This window comes from Mycobacterium sp. NPDC049093, from assembly GCF_040704635.1.
In the GTDB taxonomy this organism is placed as follows: domain Bacteria; phylum Actinomycetota; class Actinomycetes; order Mycobacteriales; family Mycobacteriaceae; genus Mycobacterium.
In genome coordinates this window covers 732,980-748,810 of record NZ_JBEZJS010000002.1, presented here as the reverse complement: position 1 = coordinate 748,810, position 15,831 = coordinate 732,980, and the positions used below count along the sequence as shown (strand labels likewise).

The window sequence follows — 15,831 nt, the reverse complement described above, 5'->3', positions numbered from 1 at the left end:
CCGGGTTTTGTCAGCCCGCAGTGCTATCAACGGGCTATGACGATCCAGTGCCGGGAGTGCGCAGCCGGTCTGGAGCATTGCCACGGCACCCTGATCCACCACGTCCGGTACCGCGTGGAATGCACCGACGACACCTGCACCACCCCGGAAGCAGCGCATACGTTCAGCCTCGACTGTGAGTCGGTTGGCTGCCCGTGTGCACAAGACAGTGCACAGTCGATCCGGCGAGCCGGTTAACCCATCGGGTCGGTTTCGGACTTCACCGCGTCGATGACCGGCGTGGCGTGGGGCTCCGGGTAGAAGGGCGGTGTCACGGCCGCCCACTGAACGCAGCTCCAGCGTCCGTCGGTGATCGGTGCCAGCACCACCGATTCGGTGTTGGCCAGATGATGATCGAGGGCGAAGCTGCCGTCGACGCCGGCCAGCACGGCGGCCACCAGGCGGATGGCCGCGCCATGGCTCACCAGCACGATGTCGCTCTCGAAGTCGTGGTCGTCCAGGTAGCGGAGCCGCAGCTCGGTGAGCACGGGCACGTACCGGGCCAGCACCGCCTCGGCGCTCTCGCCCCCGGGCATCGGCACGTCCAGTTCGCCCCGGTGCCAGCGCTCGTAGATCCGGTTGAACTCGGCGACGGCGTCATCGTCGCTACGGTCCTCGAGCTCACCTACCTGAACTTCATGGACCCCATCGAATTCGAATGGGACAAGCCCGGTTTCGACACCGATACCGGCGGCGGTCTGTGCTGCCCGCCGGGCGATCGAATGAGCCAGGATCGACGGGCGCTGGTTCAGCGTTCCGGCGAATCTCCGAGCCTGCTCATGGCCGAGATCAGTCAGGTCGGCTCCGGGTGGCACCGTGTCCAGACGCCGGGCGACATTGCCGTGGGACTGTCCGTGACGGACGAGGATCAGCCGTCCGCTCATGAGTCGTCCGCTCCCTCGCGTAAGCCCGCCAACCACCGTGAGGCCTCATCCAGGCGCGGCGGGGGTGCACCCGCGCTCGCCCCGGTCGGCCAGGAACCTAGATATCGCACATCGGTACAACGTCGATAGAGCGCTTTGAGTGCCTCGGCCACCGGATCGTCGTCGATGTGTCCGACACAGTCCAGGAAGAACATGTAGGTGCCCAGCTCGGTTCGGGTGGGCCGGGATTCGATCCGGGTCAGGTCGATGTCGCGGATCGAGAATTCGGTCATCGCCGTGACCAGCGCGCCCGGGGTGTTGTCCAGCCGAAGGACCACCGAAGTGCGATCGGCGCCGGTGGCTGCCGGCGGCGCGCCGGGCGGGCCGGCCAGGACGAAGCGGGTGCGTGCGTTGGCCTCGTCGACCACGTCGGCGGCGAGGATGTCCAGGCCGCAGCGCTCGGCGGCCAACCGTGTGCTCACCCCGGCGTGGGCCCGGCCCTCGGCCACCTCGTGGGCGGCGGCGGCATTGGACGTAGCCGGGACGATGTCGGCATCGGGCAGGTTGGCGGCCAGCCACCGACGCACCTGCGCCAGCGCCACCGGGAAGGCCGCGACGGTCTGCACGGGCCCGCTGTGCCCGGGCCGGGTCACGATGGTGAACGCGACGTCGAGAGTCAGCTCGGCGTAGATCTGCAGCGGCTTCCCGACCGCGAGGCTGTCCAGGGTCGGCAGCACGGACCCCTCGATCGAGTTCTCGATCGGCACGCACGCGTAATCGGCCCGGCCGTCGCGCACCGCAGCCAGCGCGCCCGGGGTGCTGTCGGTCAGAACCGGGGTGAAGCGGGCCCTGTCGTCGACGGATGCCGGGGCCAGTCCGGGCACCATCTCATGGGCCACCATCTGCAGTAACGCCACTTCGGTGAAGGTCCCCTCGGGCCCGAGGTAGGCGATGCGCGGCACATCCCAACCCTATCGGGTCGGCGTCGGCGTCATGGGTTGATGACGCCCAGCCGGGCGTTTCACCGGAAGCCTTGCCCGCCGGGCACCTCCCAGTTAAGTTAGGCTTACCTCACCTAAGTTCCTCACCTAGTTTCGAAGGCGGCGAGATGGCCATAGCGACACCGACGACAGCCGAGCGGATCCGCAGCGCATGTGCACGGGGCGGCGGCGCCATGGTCGCGGTCGAGGGCATCGAACCCGTCGCCTCACCCGTTCATCACCTGCTCGACGACGGCTCGTTCGCGATCACCGTCCCCGAGACCGGCCCGTTGGCCGGCATGGCGATGGCCGCCGGCTCGGCAGGGGTGCAGGCCGTGCTGGAGATGACCGACTACGCGCCGCTCCCACTGCGCGAACCGGTGCGCTCCCTGGTGTGGATCCGCGGCCGCCTGCAGCACGTGCCGACCGACGCGGTCCCGGCCCTGCTCGACCTGGTCGCCGCCGAGAACCCGAATCCGGCTCTGCTGCAGGTGAATTCCAGGCCCCAGCCGAACGACGCCCACGACGACGACAACCACACCCTGATGCGCCTGGAGATCGAGTCCGTGGTCGTGGCCGACGCCACCGGCGCCGAGTCGGTCGGACTCGGAGCACTGCTGCAGGCGCGGCCCGACCCGTTCTGCGCGATGGAATCCGGGTGGCTGCAGCATATGGAGTCCGCACACCGCGATGTGGTGGAACGCCTGGCCACCCGGTTGCCGATGACACTGCGCACGGGGCGGGTCCGACCGCTGGGCCTGGACCGCTACGGCGTGCAACTGCGGGTGGAGAACGAACACGGCGACCACGACGTCCGGTTGCCGTTCCCCAAGCCGGTCGACGACGTCACCGGCCTGAGCCAGGCCATCCGGATATTGATGGGCTGCCCATTCCTCAACGGCCTGCGCGCGCGCCGGATCTGACCCGCACGGCCTGGGCGCCGCTACCGTAGCTTCGGTGACCGGGCCCCACGAGCAACTCGAGCCGCAACGCCGCACGCTCAAGATCGAGATCGCCGTCGTGCTCGCGGTGACCTTCGGGCTCAGCGCCTACACCGCGGGCCTACGGCTCATCGAGGCCGTACTCCTCGGACTGTCTGGGCAGACCGTCGCGCTCAACCCGAAGCGCTCCCCGTTCGACCTGATCGACCTCGGCCTGCACCTGGCCGTGATCCTGCAGCTGCTGGCCTGGGGCGCGCTGGCCCTTTACCTGTTGTGGCGCAGCGGTTTCGGGCCGGCCAAGATCGGTCTGTCCCGCCCGCAGTGGCGCGGCGACGGATTAGGCGGACTCGGCCTGGCCCTGCTCATCGGCCTGCCCGGGTTGGCGTTCTACGTGCTGGCCCGCGCGCTGGGCCTGAGCGCCGACGTGGAACCGGCCGAGTTGTATGACACGTGGTGGCGCATCCCGATGCTGCTCGGTGTGGCGTTCGCCAACGGGTGGGCCGAAGAGATCATCGTGGTGGGGTTCCTGCTCACCCGGCTGCGTCAACTCGACGTGAGTCCGGGACGGGCGCTGATCATCTCCAGCCTGCTACGCGGCGCCTATCACCTGTACCAGGGCTACAGCGCGGGCCTGGGCAATGTGGTCATGGGTCTGGTGTTCGGCTACGCGTGGCAGCGCACCGGGCGGCTGTGGCCGCTGATCATCGCGCACACTCTGATCGACGCGGTGGCGTTCGTCGGCTACGCGCTGGTGGCGGATCATCTCAGTTGGCTGCATTGACGCCTGCGGCACGTACATTTTTGCTGTGGACGACTTCACTGCCTCGGGCGGACCTCGCGACCCGCGATCGCGGCGTCCTGGACCGCGCCGCCGCGGCAACGAGCCGTCCCAGGTGATCCGTCGCGACCCGAACTACCGCCCGGCATGGCCGCCGAATCCGCCCACGCCACCACGAACGCCGCCGCCACCCAGACAGCCCCCACCCAGGCAACCCCCGCCGCGGCAACCCCCGCCCAGGTCGGCGCCGCCGCCTCCACCCCGCCCACCCCGAGGTTCGCACCCGCCCCGGACCACGGCCGCGCCGCCGCCCGCGCCCGCACCGGTGCGCAAGCCCCGCCGGCGACGCCACTGGGGCCGTCTGGTGTTCGTGGTGCTGCTCGTCGGCGTGCTAGCGCTGATCGGCGGCGGTGTGTGGATCGACTCGTCACTGCACCGGATTCCGGCGCTGGCCGACTATCCCGAGCGGCCTGGGGCGGCGCACGGCACCACCTGGCTGCTGGTCGGATCGGACAGCCGCCAGAACCTCAGCCCCGAGCAGCAGGCCGACCTGGCCACCGGCGGGGACATCGGCAACGGCCGCACCGACACGATCCTGTTGGTGCACATTCCCGGGATCGGCTCGGACACACCGGCCACCATGGTCTCGATCCCCCGGGATTCCTACCTGCCGATCCCGGGCTACGGCGAGGACAAGGTCAACGCCGCGTTCTCACTGGGCGGGGCGCCGCTGCTGGCGCAGACGGTCGAGCAGGCAACCGGCCTGCGCCTCGACCATTACGCAGAGATCGGTTTCGACGGATTCGCCGGGCTCGTCGATGCCGTCGGCGGGGTGACGATGTGCCCGGCCGAACCGATCAGCGACCCGCTGGCCGGGATCGACCTTCCGGCGGGTTGCCAGGAGTTCGACGGCCGCAACGCGCTCGGTTACGTCCGCAGCCGCGCCACGCCGCGCGCTGATCTGGACCGGATGATCCATCAGCGGGCGTTCATGTCCGCATTGCTGCACCGGGCCACCAGTCCGGAGGTGCTGCTCAACCCGCTGCGGTGGCAGCCGATGGCCCGCGCGGCCACCAACTCGGTGGCCGTCGACCAGGACGCCCGCGTCTGGGATCTGGGCCGGCTGGGCTGGGCGATGCACGGCGACATGGTGACGACGACGGTGCCGATCGGCGAATTCACCGGCAGCGATTCGGGTGCGGTGGTGGTGTGGGACAGCGACGCGGCGAGCAGACTGTTCACCGCACTGGCCAACGACACCGCCGTTCCGGACGATGTGGTCGAGAAACCCCAACCTTGAGCTTAGGCAAAGCTAAAAACGGCGATAGCAAATTCGCTACAGCTAATGTAATGCGCGCCACACCGCCACCCTCCAACTAAGGTAAAGCTGACCTCAATGAGGTCAACCTTCGATGACAATGGGTTCTGACCTGCTATATCCTCGCGATCATGACGATGACCGGCGAACACGACACGAAATTTCACGCACTTGTTCAGGACCAGATCCGTAGCGAGTTCACCGCGTCACAGCAATACATCGCAATTGCGGTTTATTTCGACGGCGCGGACCTTCCGCAGCTCGCCAAGCACTTCTATGCGCAGGCGGTCGAAGAGCGCAACCACGCCATGATGCTGGTCCAGTACCTGCTCGACCGGGATATCGACGCCGAGATCCCCGGTGTCGATGCGGTGTGCAACCGCTTCGACGCTCCCCGGGACGCGCTCGCGCTGGCGCTCAGCCAGGAGCGCACCGTCACCGAGCAGATCAGCCGGCTCGCCAGCGTTGCCCGCGAGGAGGGTGACTACCTCGGCGAGCAGTTCATGCAGTGGTTCCTCAAGGAGCAGATCGAAGAGGTCGCGTCGATGGCGACGCTGGTGCGGATCGCCGACCGCGCCGGTTCCAATCTGTTCCACATCGAGGACTTCGTCGCCCGGGAACTCGCCGGTGCAGCCGGTGCGGACGCGGCGGCGCCGAAGGCCGCGGGCGGCAACCTCTAGCCCTCAGATCCCGTCAGTCCCGGCCGGCGCCGGTCAGGCCGTTCTGCAGCCAGCTCTTGGTGCGGCCGGGATGATTCGTGGCCACCCACCCCACCCCGATGTCGCGGCAGAACTGGACATCCTCGTAGTGGTCGACGGTCCAGCAGTACAGGGCACGCCCCTGGGCGGCGGCCCGGTCGACCAGTTCCGGGTGCTCGCGCAATGTTGCGATGGACGGGCCGACGGCGGTGGCCCCGACCGTGGTGGCGGCACTGCCGCCCAGATACCGCGACGTCTCACCGAGCAGCACCGTGGGGAGCATCGGAGCGGCCCGGCGAATCCGCCACACCGCAGCCGCCGAGAAGGACATCACCACCGCGCGGGACAGATCGGCCGAGGCCGGCGCGGCGATGCCGTACCGGTGCAACAGCGCCAGCACCTTGTTCTCCACCAGCGCGCCGTAGCGCACGGGGTGTTTGGTCTCGATGAACAACTTGACCGGCCGGTTCCAGTCGAGCACCAGCGATACGAGGTCGTCGAGGGTCAGCAGTCCGGTGTCTCCGATGGCGCCCTCGTCGCCTGCGTCGTCGGAGTCGGCGTCGGCGTCGGCTGAACCTTCACCGCCCTCGGAGCGCCCGCCGGCATGCCACGACCCGTAGTCCAGCTTGCGCAACTCGGCCAGCGTCATCTCGCTGACCAGACCGGTGCCCGTGGAGGTGCGGTCCACCCGGCGATCGTGCACGCACACCAGGTGCCCGTCGCGGGTCAGCCGCACATCGCATTCCACGCCGTCGGCACCCTCGCGCAGCGCCAGGTCGTATGCGGCGAGCGTGTGTTCGGGCTTCTCGGCGGACGCTCCCCGGTGGGCCACCACGAACGGATGCCCAGGCCCCGGGGTCGCCTGCGCAGCGGCTCCGCCGTCGCCCGTTTCCATACGGCCTATGCTGCCGGGTTCTGCCCCTGAGTCTCAACCGGAACGGCGGATTCAGCGGAATCCTCACGATTCTGCGAACTGTCCGCCGCCTCGGTGTCGACCGGGGGCGGGTCGGAAGTGGGTGTCGGATCAGAAGATTCGGGCTCGAGCACCACCCAGCGCCGGACGCTGCGCACAGCAGCCGCCGCACCGCTGCCCTCGAACCCGACGAACACCTTCGCGGTCAGCAGGAATGCCGCCAGCGCCAGCAGATACCCGACGATCGCGGTCACGGTGTTGTTCGCGATGTTCTGCGGGGTGTCGTTGAAGAACGTCACGTACACGGTGCTGACCATCGACGCGAGCGCGACGACCGCGCTGAACACCCAGACGATCCACCACACCACGATCTGGCGACGCAGATGCGAGAGGCGCCCTTCGAGGGCGGCCAGTTCCCACACGAACACCGGTGCCATCACGAGGTTCACCCCGGGCACCAGGCAGCACAGCCACAGTGTCCTGGTGCTGCGCGGATCCACCTCACCGTGTGCGGCGTACCCGGCGGCTCGCCGCGTGATCAGCCAACGCACCAGCGACACCACCGCGACGACCACGACGCCCATCGCCACCACGCTGGCCAGCAGCCCGATGGCCACTCCGCCGATCGCGATCAGCGGATGCAGCAGCACGCTGCGGTTGATCAGCAGCAGCACGTAACGAATCACGTGGGCGAACGCGGCGATTCCGAGCACCACCATGGCTGCGACGAGCATGAGGCGCACGGTGCCTGCGTCGGTCTCGCCCTCGGTTTTCTGCGGCTGTTCCTCGAGATCGAACTGTTGGTGCAGCCCCCAACTCGGAATCGAGCGGTAGTGCGGAGTCGGGCCGAGCGCGCGCCGCTGCCTGCGCTGGTGCGGCGGAGGGCCGGGACGCAGGGCGATCCAGCGATAGCCGGGGGCGAGGTGCGGCGGAGTGCGTTGCGCCGTCAGCGATGTCTGTGCCGGCGCCGGAGGCTGCGCGGAAGGTCCCCACTGAGATTGGGACGACGACGGCGCCGAGGGCGCCATCAACGACCCGCCGCATCGGGGGCACCACGACCGCTGCCGGTCACGCACGTTCCAGCGCGTCCCGCACTGCGAACACACCTGGATCATCCGACCAGCCTAGCCACGATCTCTGAACAGGTCCTTGGCGGTCAGACGGTTCCCGGGCCACCGGCGTCGGTGACGACGGGACGTCCGGCCCCGGCCCACGCCAACATTCCGCCCTCGACATTGACCGGCGTGTACCCGTTGCGGGCCAGATAGTTCGCCACCCGCAGGGAGCGTCCGCCCGCATGGCAGATCACGTACAGCTCGGCGTCCGGGTCGATCTCGGCGATTCGTGTCGGCACATCACCCATCGGTATGTGCTGGGCTCCTTCGGCGTGGCCGCGTTGCCATTCGTCGTCCTCACGGACGTCCAGCAGCACGACAGCCCCTTCGAACGTGGTGGGTACCGCAGCGATATCTGCCTGCCCGACTTCCACATCGTCCATGCCGTCAATGCTCGCATGCCGACACCGGTGAGCGCAGCCGCCCCCGATGGCTGGTCGCGGCGTTAGCAACCGGAAAGCTATCCACAGTTTCCACAGGTTCATCCACAGGGCGGGCACCTGGAGAAAAGCCCCCGAAATGGGAGTTACTGTGCGGTAGCTGGCCGTCACTGTGGATAAACCTGGGGGGTTCACGGCAGCGATCAACAACCACCACCGCCGCGGAGCGAAATTAAGCACTCGGCTAAACCTCGGTCGCCGGCACCGACCGGTCCGGTTTGGGATCAGCCTGATTCCAGGCCCCCCTAAATCGACGCGGAGGCCGATTTTCCCCTGGCCATTACACGGGCTATGATCGGCGTCACACCAGCTGTTGTGACAGAACTCACTGGGGGGCAAGCATTGATCGTGCAGGTCAGGAGTTGTTGATGGCGTCACATCCGATCGGATCGGGATCAGCCCTTCCGCAGCCCGAATGGCATTCGTCTGGGCATCTGCACACCCGTAACCAGTTGATGTCCTTCCTTCGGGCCAGCGTGATCGCCGTGCTGCTGCTCGGCGTGCTGGCCGTCATCGTCTTGTTCTGACCGACGCCCGATCGGGTATACGTGTGGTCGGCGCACGCGTCCTTGCGGTGCGCCCTGCGATGGAGCAATGTTGGCGGTGATCTTGAGTGTCGAACCTTGAGGCTCGAACTCGACGATCTCTGACGAACGCCTGGCTCCATCGATCGATAATGAGGAAGGAATCTCGTGGCTGAATACACCTTGCCGGACCTGGATTACGACTATGGAGCGCTGGAGCCCCACATCTCCGGGCAGATCAACGAACTCCACCACAGCAAGCACCACGCGGCGTACGTCAAGGGCGTCAACGACGCCGTCGCCAAGCTCGACGAGGCGCGGGCCAACGGAGACCACGCGGCGATTTTCCTCAACGAGAAGAACCTGGCCTTCCACCTCGGCGGCCACGTGAACCACTCGATCTGGTGGAAGAACCTGTCCCCCAACGGTGGCGACAAGCCGACGGGTGACCTTGCCGCGGCGATCGACGATCAGTTCGGCTCGTTCGACAAGTTCCAGGCGCAGTTCACCGCCGCCGCCAACGGGCTGCAGGGTTCGGGTTGGGCCGTGCTCGGCTATGACAGCCTGGGCGACCGGCTGCTGACCTTCCAGCTCTACGACCAGCAGGCCAACGTGCCGCTCGGCATCATCCCGCTGCTGCAGGTCGACATGTGGGAGCACGCTTTCTACCTGCAGTACAAGAACGTCAAGGCCGACTACGTCAAGGCGTTCTGGAACGTTGTGAACTGGGAGGACGTGCAGAACCGCTACGCGGCGGCCACCTCCAAGACCAACGGCCTGATCTTCGGCTAGCTCCCGTCTCGTTCGACTGAGGGCTGGATCGGTTTTCTGATCTCTCACCAAGGGGCGTCACGCAAATTGCGTGACGCCCCGCCCTCGTTTCGGGGGTCGGTCGTTCTTGGCCGACTCGTTACCGGTCCGGATCCCGTGTCGCCTTGCACCGCTCGGGTTGCTGCCGCATTCTGATGTCATCGACCCACAGACGTGTCGGAGTACCGGCCAGCCGGCGAGCCAACACCGATGTCCCGGAGGCGATATGGATACGACGGGGTCCGGCCGGGCGATTGAGATCGCCCCCTTCCATTCCGGTGGTGCACTCAAAGGGTTTGTGGTGCTGGGCCGATGGCCCGATTCCACCAAGGAGTGGGCGCAGCTTCTCATGGTCACTGTCCGGGTCGCCTCGCTACCTGGATTACTTTCCACCACAACGATTTTCGGGGTTCGGGAGGAATTGCCCGAGACACCCCGCCCCGGCACCGTCGGCATCGTCATCGCCGAAGGTCCGGTAGTCGGCGAATCCGCCGTCCCGCCCGGATATTTCGCCGAGCACCAACCGCCGGCACTGCTGATGCTGCATCCGCCCTCGGAGACAACACCGTCGCTTCCCGAGTGCACCGGCGCCGCTTCTGGCTGCGTGTTACTGCCCGGCCTGCCACATCTCGGACTGGAACACCGCGCGGCCTGGGTGGAAGCCGAATCCGACGGCACGGTGACATCGATGGTCAGCAGGGTCGGTGTCGATCCGATCAGTCACCCCGATACGGCGATTCTGGCGATGCTGTTGGCGGCGTAGGTACACCAGGAGCGGGACATCTTCTCCAACAAGGAGAATCCAGCTACCGAAAATGGATAAGAAACCTGGCGGGTCGGCCGGACAGCGGCTATGGTCCTCTAGATCAGCGAAGGGCGGAAGCCCCGCAATCGTCGTGTCGACATGCTGGCCTTGAGCCCGGCCGACAACCTGCGATGCGGTGGGCGACACCTTCGACCGTATATGGGTGAGCCGCGCAAGCGGCAGGTATCGGCGGTGTGTCGAAAGGTCGCCATGTCCGCAGGCGCAGGTGTCAGCGTCATAGCAGGATCGCCGATGTCGGCGACCCGACATGAGCTCCAGATAGCCGTGGCGTCCCGCCGCAATCATGGTCGTTGCGGCATTTGTGCCAGTGATTGTCTGGCGACGACGGAAACCCCCGCCCGTTTCCGCCCGGCAACTACCTTCCGGAATCAGTGCCAGAATCCAGTCAGACCCGTCTGGCTATCGCGCGCGAGGGGGTTGACGGGCATTCCACCGCCCAAGCTGTAACGTGTTCCACGTCGCCCGACAACGGCCTCGCGTGCAATCCGACGCGACCGGAGGTCGGTACTCTAGCAAATATCTGTTTCCGCTAGTCACGGCCCTGCATCGGTTGCCGGTCAAGAAGTTGATCACGATCGGGCACCCCTGTGCTCGCAGCTCACCGCGCCCAATACAACGCAACCGTCACCTTTTGCATTGCCAGACGGTGCAATCCCGCCCACCCCTCACGGCGAAGCTCCGGGTATCCGCAGCCGAGGGGTCAAAACGCAAAGCCAGTTTAACTTTTGTGGCGTTTGCACTTGGTTGTCGTCACAACACTCGCTACGATGGTCAGCAAATACGCCGCCTAATTCGTACCGCTTATGAAGCATGTGGAGGTCAAATCGATGAGCAAGACGTTCGCCGCCCGCCTAAACCGCCTGTTCGATACGGTTTATCCACCTGGGCGCGGACCCCACACGTCTGCCGAGGTGATCGCCGCACTGAAGTCCGAGGGCGTCACCATGTCGGCTCCGTACCTGTCCCAGCTCCGTTCGGGCAACCGGACAAACCCGTCGCAGGCAACCATGGCCGCACTTGCCAACTTCTTCCGGATCAAGCCGGCTTACTTCACCGACGACGAGTACTACGAGAAGCTCGACAAGGAACTGACCTGGCTGGCCAGCATGCGTGACGAGGGGATCCGCCGGATCGCTGCCCGTACTGTCGGGCTGTCCAACGAAGCTCAGCAGGATCTGGTCCAGAAGGTCGATGAACTGCGCCGCCGGGAACACCTCGACGACTGATTCGTCGGTTTCGGCCGGCACCTTCGCGCGCTGAAACCCACGTCAGTGGGGCCCCATTCGGTTCCCACTCGCGCGGGTTTCAGCTGCGCGTGGCCGCGCCGTTCATTTCCCGGTACCGCTCGGAAATCGCGAGAATCCATTCCCGGTCGGAATACGATTCGGGCTGGCTCAACCAGGCGAGCCCCGGAAACCCGGAATCCTTGTCCCCCTCGCGGGTGTCGTAGATCCACTGGGCGATGGCCCCAGCCTGCTCCCGCGGCGGCACGTCAGGTCGCTCCACCTCGTCCAATTGTGTTGTGTCACTTGTCTCTCCCGATCCGCTTGAGCCACGGGGCGCAATCGTTTCATGCTGACGCGCGTCGGCGGCGGTCGCCTCCAGGTAGAGCGCATCGGAGATCAGCGACATCCGTTCGGCGACGCGGAACACCAACGGTCCGCGCGGACGCACGCCGATGCCGACATCGGGCTGGCGCCGGGCCAATTCGTTCAGAAGCGGCTTGATTGTCCGTAATTCGTGGTGCGCACCGAACCAGTCTTCAACGCTCGGCAGCAGCGATCCGGCGGCCACGATGACCATCGCACAACCGAGAAGGGTGGCCGCAGCGCCGACGCCGACAGGTTCGGTCCGGCCCACGGCTCTGAGTAGAACGAAGCCGCTGGCAGCCACGATCAGCACCATGCCGACGGTGAACAGGAACAGCGCCCGTCCGCGACGGCTGCGGTTCGAGTAGCGCAGGCCGGCCCAGACCACCAGGGTGAGCGCCAGGAACACGTAGAGCAGTGGCAGCAGCCACGACGCGCCGTGGGACCCGAGGTCCCGCCGCAGGTACTCGGCCGGGGACATCTCCGGTTGTCTGCCTGCGCCGAAGAAGATCACCAGGCTGATCACCGCGACGACACCGGCGATGCCGTACTGGATCAGCGCGATACGACGAGTGAGGGTGGCTGAATGGCCCGAGGACGCGGTCGTGATCATGACGCAACTGCCTGCCGCACAGGCGATCAACGCGACCTGGCTCAGGCCGGCCGCGACGTTGGGCCAGTGCACCACCGTGTCGATCAGCAGGGCGAGCGGCTCCCAGTTCAGCGCGGCTACGACCCCGAGGCTGCCCAACGACAGGATCATCGCGGAGCTCACCAGGGATTGTTTGTTGACCAGAGCCCAACCGATGCGCAGGCCAGTAGCCAGACCGAGTAGGCCGGCGATCACCCAGACGATCAACCAAACGCCTCTCCGAGGCGGACCTGCACGATCGATGAGCGGTCTGACGGCAACCGGCCGAGGCGGTAGAGCAGGAGCGCGGCGAAGTCCTCGGCCTCCTGCTCGATGTCCTCGCCGTTGGGTCCCATACAGCCGGTCCGCTGGTTGAGCATGTAGCTGATCAGATCCGAGGTGGCCACCTCGGCGGTGGCCGCGGCTGCGTCGACGATCGAAATGCCTTCGTGGCCCAGGACCAGATGTCCGAGTTCGTGAGCCAGGGTGCGGTCCCAGGCCGGCAGACCCTGCTGGATGAGGAAGACGTCGCGGTCGGTGTACTGCCGCCACTGCCCGCACACCCCCGGCGGAAGTTCGGCCATGGTCAGCTCGATGGGTCTGCCGCGATCTTCGCTCACCGCATCGACCAGACGGGTCAACGTGACTTCACCCTGTCGCGGGGCGAGGTCGAGAACCTCGTTGACAGCGCGCGTGACGCTTCGACTGGCGGACATGATCCCCCCTTTCCACCCTGGATTCTTCCAAGTCGTGCTAACTCATGAACCGACTGGCATCGATTCGGACCGTACGACCGGCTTTGGCCTGCCGGTAGCCCACGAATCCACCGAGGCCGGTCAGGGCCATCATCCCGGTCACCCCGGGCAGCGCCACTGCCGCGAGTTCCATCGTGTTCGCGGTGCGTAGGTAGTCCGCGTACCCGGCCCGGAAGGCCACGGGCATCGCGGCGTCCAACCCGACAGCGGCGGGCGCCGGCGACCCGGTGCGCATCTTGATGCTGGGCTGGACGGGTCCCGACCATGGCCCGGACTGCGGCCCGCGATCAGAGCCCGGAGCACCCAACGGCACTGCGAGCGGCGGCACGATGACCGGCAGGGCGATCACCGGGACGGCGATCGGCGGCACCCCGGCCGCTGCGGCCAGTCCGGGCGGGGGTGGCACGGCCACGTCGGGAGCCTGAGCCTGCCCTGCCGAGACGTACATATCCGGGGGACGCGGGTAGTTGAACGGCGCCGGGACACCGCCTCCGCCGCCGCCACCACCGCCGCCGGCTGCACCACCGACGAGGGTCGTGGTGGTCTCGGTTGTTTCGGTGGTCTCGGTCGTCTTCGTGGTCGTCTCAGAGGTCGGTTCGGTTGTCTTGGTCGTCGACTCGGTCGTGGAAGTCGGCACGCTCGTCGAAGTCGTCTCGGTCGTCGAAGTCGGCACGCTCGTCGAAGTCGGCACGCTCGTCGGCGGTGTCGTGGGCGGAGTGGTGGCCTCCGACGTGGTCGGCTCGGCTGAGGTCTCCGACGGCTCCGTGCTCGGGGTGTCGGTCTTCGTCGGAGTCTGGGTCTTGGTGTCGGTCCCAGTTTGCGGAGGGGTCTGCGAGCCGGACGGTTGCGCGGTCCCTGATGGCCCTCCGGATTCGGACGGTTTGCCGGTTGGCTTGGTCGGCCGGCCCGTTGTCTTGGTCGGCTTGCCGGTGGGCCGGGTGCCGCTGTGGGACGGACGCGTGCCCGGCGAGCCGCTGCCGTCGCCGTCTTCGCCCTGGGAGTCGCCGTCCTGGGAATGGCCTTGGCCGTGGTCCTTACCGCTGTGCCCGTCGTGGCCATTGCCGGCGCTGTTCGAGGATCCCTGGCCGCTATCGGGCCGACCCCGATCGGGATCGGCAAATGCCAATGCCCCTCCGACACCGGCGGTGATCAGGCCCGTAAGCACCAGACCGGTCGAGGCGGCGACGCGCAACCGCGAACGCACGATGTCACCACCCTTTCGCGCACCGCCCAACAGCTTCGATTGATGAATCTGATTCTTGCACAATCGGGCATGCCAAATTTGCTAGCTGAGGCGATTACCCGGGCCACGAGCGGGGAGCCGCAGCAGAGCAAATCCACCGGACGATACTGTGGGTCTGCAGCAGTTCTGCGGTGACCACGAACACACGACGAATTGACCGGGAGGCAACCGGAATGGGCCTGTTCACGCGACGAAAAAGCCGCGCCACCCGCCGCGCCGAAGCCCGCGCCATCAAGGCCAAGGCCAAGCTGGAGGCCCGGCTCACCGCAAAGAATGAGGCTCGTCGCATCAAGTCCGATCAAAAATCTGCGCAACGGGCGCTCAAAGCTCAGGTCAAAGCTCAGCGGGACAGTGACCGCAATGCCCTCAAGGTGGCCGAAACCGAGTTGAAGGCGGCCCGCGAGGGACGTCTGCTCTCCCCCGCGCGGATTCGCCGTGTCCTCACCGTCACGCGTTTGCTGGCACCGGTGCTCGTGCCGTTGATCTACCGGGCCGCCACGGCCGCCCGGGGCGCCCTGGACGAACGTCGCGCTGATCGTCTCGGCGTTCCGCTGGCCCAGCTCGGTCAGTTCTCCGGGCACGGCGCCGAGTTGTCCGCGCGGATTTCCGGGGCCGAGCAGACGCTGCGACAGGTCGCCGACAAGAAGCCCAAGGACGCCGAGACCAAGCAGTTCGTGTCGGCGATCAACGAGCGGCTCTCCGATTTGGCCGCAGCGGTGACGGCCGCAGAGAACATGCCGACCGCCCGTCGCCGGGGTGCCCACGCGGCGATCGCCGCTCAGCTCGACGGCATCGATGCCGATCTGATGGCTCGGCTCGGGCTGGTCTAGCTCAGCTCCATGACCGGCGCCGCCCGTATCGACACCGCAGCCCCGCTGCGCGGTACGGCCGTCGGCGCACTCACCGCTGCGCTGGCCATCGCCGCCCATGGCGTCGCCGGGGGCGGTCTGCCGGACGGGGCCGTGGCTGCCCAGCTCCTGGTGCTCTCGGTGACCTTGGGTGCGTTGGCCGCGACCCTGGCCGCCGCGAACCGCACCGCGGTGCTGTGGAGCCTGCTCGGTACCGGCCAACTGCTGGCGCATGCGTTGTTGGCCACGGCTGGTCACGCGCACGGCGCGCAGCCCGGCCTGGCCATGTTCGGCGCGCACCTGGCAGCGGTATCGCTGGGCGCGGGTCTGATCGCGTGTGGTGCGCGCCTGTCGGCGGCGGTTTCGCGGGTGGTCCGCGTGATGGTGTGCAATGGCGGCGTCGTACCCGGATCGGCGCCCGGCGGCACGGCACGCAGCGCCGATCAGCCGTTGCACTCCGCGCGTCTCCTCGCCGCTTCGGTGTCGCATCGGGGTCCGCCGGTCGGCGTCACTGCCTGAC

Annotated in this window: 19 protein-coding genes; 11 read left to right on the top strand and 8 right to left on the bottom strand. The window is 67.1% G+C overall.

Going from position 1 to position 15,831, the window contains the following annotated elements; translation table 11 throughout:
- The first annotated feature begins 36 nt into the window (after positions 1–36).
- A complete protein-coding gene (locus tag AB0876_RS09160; RefSeq protein WP_491839648.1) occupies positions 37–237 on the top strand; it encodes a hypothetical protein in 201 nt (66 codons plus the stop codon).
- Here AB0876_RS09160 and AB0876_RS09155 read toward each other — a convergent pair.
- Together AB0876_RS09155 and pheA are read right to left on the bottom strand one after the other, a co-directional pair.
- Positions 234–923, bottom strand: a complete 690-nt coding sequence (locus AB0876_RS09155; RefSeq protein WP_491839647.1) for a histidine phosphatase family protein — start codon at positions 921–923, stop codon at positions 234–236. The two genes, AB0876_RS09160 and AB0876_RS09155, sit on opposite strands and share 4 nt — an antisense overlap.
- The gene (gene pheA, locus AB0876_RS09150; protein ID WP_491839646.1) at positions 920–1,864 is read right to left on the bottom strand and encodes a prephenate dehydratase; all 945 of its coding nucleotides are present in this window, start codon (positions 1,862–1,864) and stop codon (positions 920–922) included. Before pheA ends, AB0876_RS09155 begins: the two co-directional genes overlap by 4 nt.
- 146 nt (positions 1,865–2,010) lie before the next feature.
- Here pheA and AB0876_RS09145 point away from each other — a divergent pair, with 146 nt between their 5' ends.
- The 4 genes from AB0876_RS09145 (at position 2,011) to AB0876_RS09130 (ending at position 5,599) form a co-directional block, all read left to right on the top strand.
- The gene (locus AB0876_RS09145; protein WP_491839645.1) at positions 2,011–2,805 is read left to right on the top strand and encodes a DUF2470 domain-containing protein; all 795 of its coding nucleotides are present in this window, start codon (positions 2,011–2,013) and stop codon (positions 2,803–2,805) included.
- Between the two features lie 34 nt (positions 2,806–2,839).
- Positions 2,840–3,604 (top strand): CPBP family intramembrane glutamic endopeptidase, encoded by a 765-nt coding sequence (locus AB0876_RS09140; RefSeq protein WP_491839644.1) that lies wholly within the window; start codon positions 2,840–2,842, stop codon positions 3,602–3,604.
- A gap of 25 nt (positions 3,605–3,629) precedes the next feature.
- Positions 3,630–4,901 (top strand): LCP family protein, encoded by a 1,272-nt coding sequence (locus AB0876_RS09135; protein WP_491839643.1) that lies wholly within the window; start codon positions 3,630–3,632, stop codon positions 4,899–4,901.
- Positions 4,902–5,050: 149 nt separating this feature from the next.
- Positions 5,051–5,599, top strand: a complete 549-nt coding sequence (locus AB0876_RS09130; RefSeq protein ID WP_491839642.1) for a ferritin — start codon at positions 5,051–5,053, stop codon at positions 5,597–5,599.
- Between the two features lie 13 nt (positions 5,600–5,612).
- Here AB0876_RS09130 and AB0876_RS09125 read toward each other — a convergent pair whose 3' ends face one another.
- From AB0876_RS09125 to AB0876_RS09115, 3 genes are read right to left on the bottom strand one after another with little or no spacing between them, the layout of a single operon-like run.
- Positions 5,613–6,512 carry a glycerophosphodiester phosphodiesterase gene (locus tag AB0876_RS09125; RefSeq protein ID WP_526041783.1) on the bottom strand — a complete coding sequence of 300 codons (900 nt, stop codon included), beginning with the start codon at positions 6,510–6,512 and terminating at the stop codon, positions 5,613–5,615.
- A 5-nt stretch (positions 6,513–6,517) separates the two neighbouring features.
- Positions 6,518–7,645 carry a DUF4328 domain-containing protein gene (locus AB0876_RS09120; protein ID WP_526041782.1) on the bottom strand — a complete coding sequence of 376 codons (1,128 nt, stop codon included), beginning with the start codon at positions 7,643–7,645 and terminating at the stop codon, positions 6,518–6,520.
- Between the two features lie 41 nt (positions 7,646–7,686).
- Positions 7,687–8,028 carry a rhodanese-like domain-containing protein gene (locus AB0876_RS09115; RefSeq protein ID WP_491839640.1) on the bottom strand — a complete coding sequence of 114 codons (342 nt, stop codon included), beginning with the start codon at positions 8,026–8,028 and terminating at the stop codon, positions 7,687–7,689.
- Between the two features lie 425 nt (positions 8,029–8,453).
- Here AB0876_RS09115 and AB0876_RS09110 point away from each other — a divergent pair, with 425 nt between their 5' ends.
- The 4 genes from AB0876_RS09110 (at position 8,454) to AB0876_RS09095 (ending at position 11,471) form a co-directional block, all read left to right on the top strand.
- Positions 8,454–8,612 (top strand): hypothetical protein, encoded by a 159-nt coding sequence (locus AB0876_RS09110; RefSeq protein ID WP_164681027.1) that lies wholly within the window; start codon positions 8,454–8,456, stop codon positions 8,610–8,612.
- 165 nt (positions 8,613–8,777) lie between these two features.
- Complete coding sequence (locus AB0876_RS09105; RefSeq protein WP_003883955.1) at positions 8,778–9,401, top strand: superoxide dismutase; 624 nt, start codon at positions 8,778–8,780, stop codon at positions 9,399–9,401.
- Positions 9,402–9,645: 244 nt separating this feature from the next.
- Positions 9,646–10,182, top strand: a complete 537-nt coding sequence (locus tag AB0876_RS09100) for a hypothetical protein (protein WP_064884533.1) — start codon at positions 9,646–9,648, stop codon at positions 10,180–10,182.
- A gap of 890 nt (positions 10,183–11,072) precedes the next feature.
- Entirely contained in the window at positions 11,073–11,471 is a 399-nt protein-coding gene (locus AB0876_RS09095) for a secretion protein EspR (protein ID WP_055120869.1), read from the top strand.
- 79 nt (positions 11,472–11,550) lie between these two features.
- On the opposite strand, the gene AB0876_RS09090 is transcribed toward AB0876_RS09095, so the two are convergent.
- From AB0876_RS09090 to AB0876_RS09080, 3 genes are read right to left on the bottom strand one after another with little or no spacing between them, the layout of a single operon-like run.
- Positions 11,551–12,693, bottom strand: coding sequence for a hypothetical protein (locus AB0876_RS09090; RefSeq protein ID WP_526041781.1), 1,143 nt, complete (start codon positions 12,691–12,693; stop codon positions 11,551–11,553).
- Positions 12,690–13,181 (bottom strand): ImmA/IrrE family metallo-endopeptidase, encoded by a 492-nt coding sequence (locus tag AB0876_RS09085; protein WP_135459462.1) that lies wholly within the window; start codon positions 13,179–13,181, stop codon positions 12,690–12,692. Before AB0876_RS09085 ends, AB0876_RS09090 begins: the two co-directional genes overlap by 4 nt.
- A gap of 37 nt (positions 13,182–13,218) precedes the next feature.
- Positions 13,219–14,424, bottom strand: coding sequence for a hypothetical protein (locus tag AB0876_RS09080; RefSeq protein ID WP_526041780.1), 1,206 nt, complete (start codon positions 14,422–14,424; stop codon positions 13,219–13,221).
- 212 nt (positions 14,425–14,636) lie between these two features.
- Here AB0876_RS09080 and AB0876_RS09075 point away from each other — a divergent pair, with 212 nt between their 5' ends.
- Entirely contained in the window at positions 14,637–15,293 is a 657-nt protein-coding gene (locus AB0876_RS09075) for a DUF6474 family protein (protein WP_491839711.1), read from the top strand.
- 9 nt (positions 15,294–15,302) lie between these two features.
- Positions 15,303–15,830 (top strand): hypothetical protein, encoded by a 528-nt coding sequence (locus tag AB0876_RS09070; RefSeq protein ID WP_491839637.1) that lies wholly within the window; start codon positions 15,303–15,305, stop codon positions 15,828–15,830.
- Position 15,831: the final 1 nt, after the last annotated feature.

What these genes read in the sequence shown, in the direction of transcription:
- AB0876_RS09160 (WP_491839648.1), top strand. Translation starts at nt 37, where the DNA reads ATGACGATCCAGTGCCGGGAGTGCGCAGCCGGTCTGGAGCATTGCCAC.
- AB0876_RS09155 (WP_491839647.1), bottom strand. Translation starts at nt 923, where the DNA reads ATGAGCGGACGGCTGATCCTCGTCCGTCACGGACAGTCCCACGGCAAT.
- AB0876_RS09145 (WP_491839645.1), top strand. Translation starts at nt 2,011, where the DNA reads ATGGCCATAGCGACACCGACGACAGCCGAGCGGATCCGCAGCGCATGT.
- AB0876_RS09130 (WP_491839642.1), top strand. Translation starts at nt 5,051, where the DNA reads ATGACGATGACCGGCGAACACGACACGAAATTTCACGCACTTGTTCAG.
- AB0876_RS09125 (WP_526041783.1), bottom strand. Translation starts at nt 6,512, where the DNA reads ATGGAAACGGGCGACGGCGGAGCCGCTGCGCAGGCGACCCCGGGGCCT.
- AB0876_RS09120 (WP_526041782.1), bottom strand. Translation starts at nt 7,645, where the DNA reads ATGATCCAGGTGTGTTCGCAGTGCGGGACGCGCTGGAACGTGCGTGAC.
- AB0876_RS09115 (WP_491839640.1), bottom strand. Translation starts at nt 8,028, where the DNA reads ATGGACGATGTGGAAGTCGGGCAGGCAGATATCGCTGCGGTACCCACC.
- AB0876_RS09110 (WP_164681027.1), top strand. Translation starts at nt 8,454, where the DNA reads ATGGCGTCACATCCGATCGGATCGGGATCAGCCCTTCCGCAGCCCGAA.
- AB0876_RS09100 (WP_064884533.1), top strand. Translation starts at nt 9,646, where the DNA reads ATGGATACGACGGGGTCCGGCCGGGCGATTGAGATCGCCCCCTTCCAT.
- AB0876_RS09095 (WP_055120869.1), top strand. Translation starts at nt 11,073, where the DNA reads ATGAGCAAGACGTTCGCCGCCCGCCTAAACCGCCTGTTCGATACGGTT.
- AB0876_RS09085 (WP_135459462.1), bottom strand. Translation starts at nt 13,181, where the DNA reads ATGTCCGCCAGTCGAAGCGTCACGCGCGCTGTCAACGAGGTTCTCGAC.
- AB0876_RS09075 (WP_491839711.1), top strand. Translation starts at nt 14,637, where the DNA reads ATGGGCCTGTTCACGCGACGAAAAAGCCGCGCCACCCGCCGCGCCGAA.
- AB0876_RS09070 (WP_491839637.1), top strand. Translation starts at nt 15,303, where the DNA reads ATGACCGGCGCCGCCCGTATCGACACCGCAGCCCCGCTGCGCGGTACG.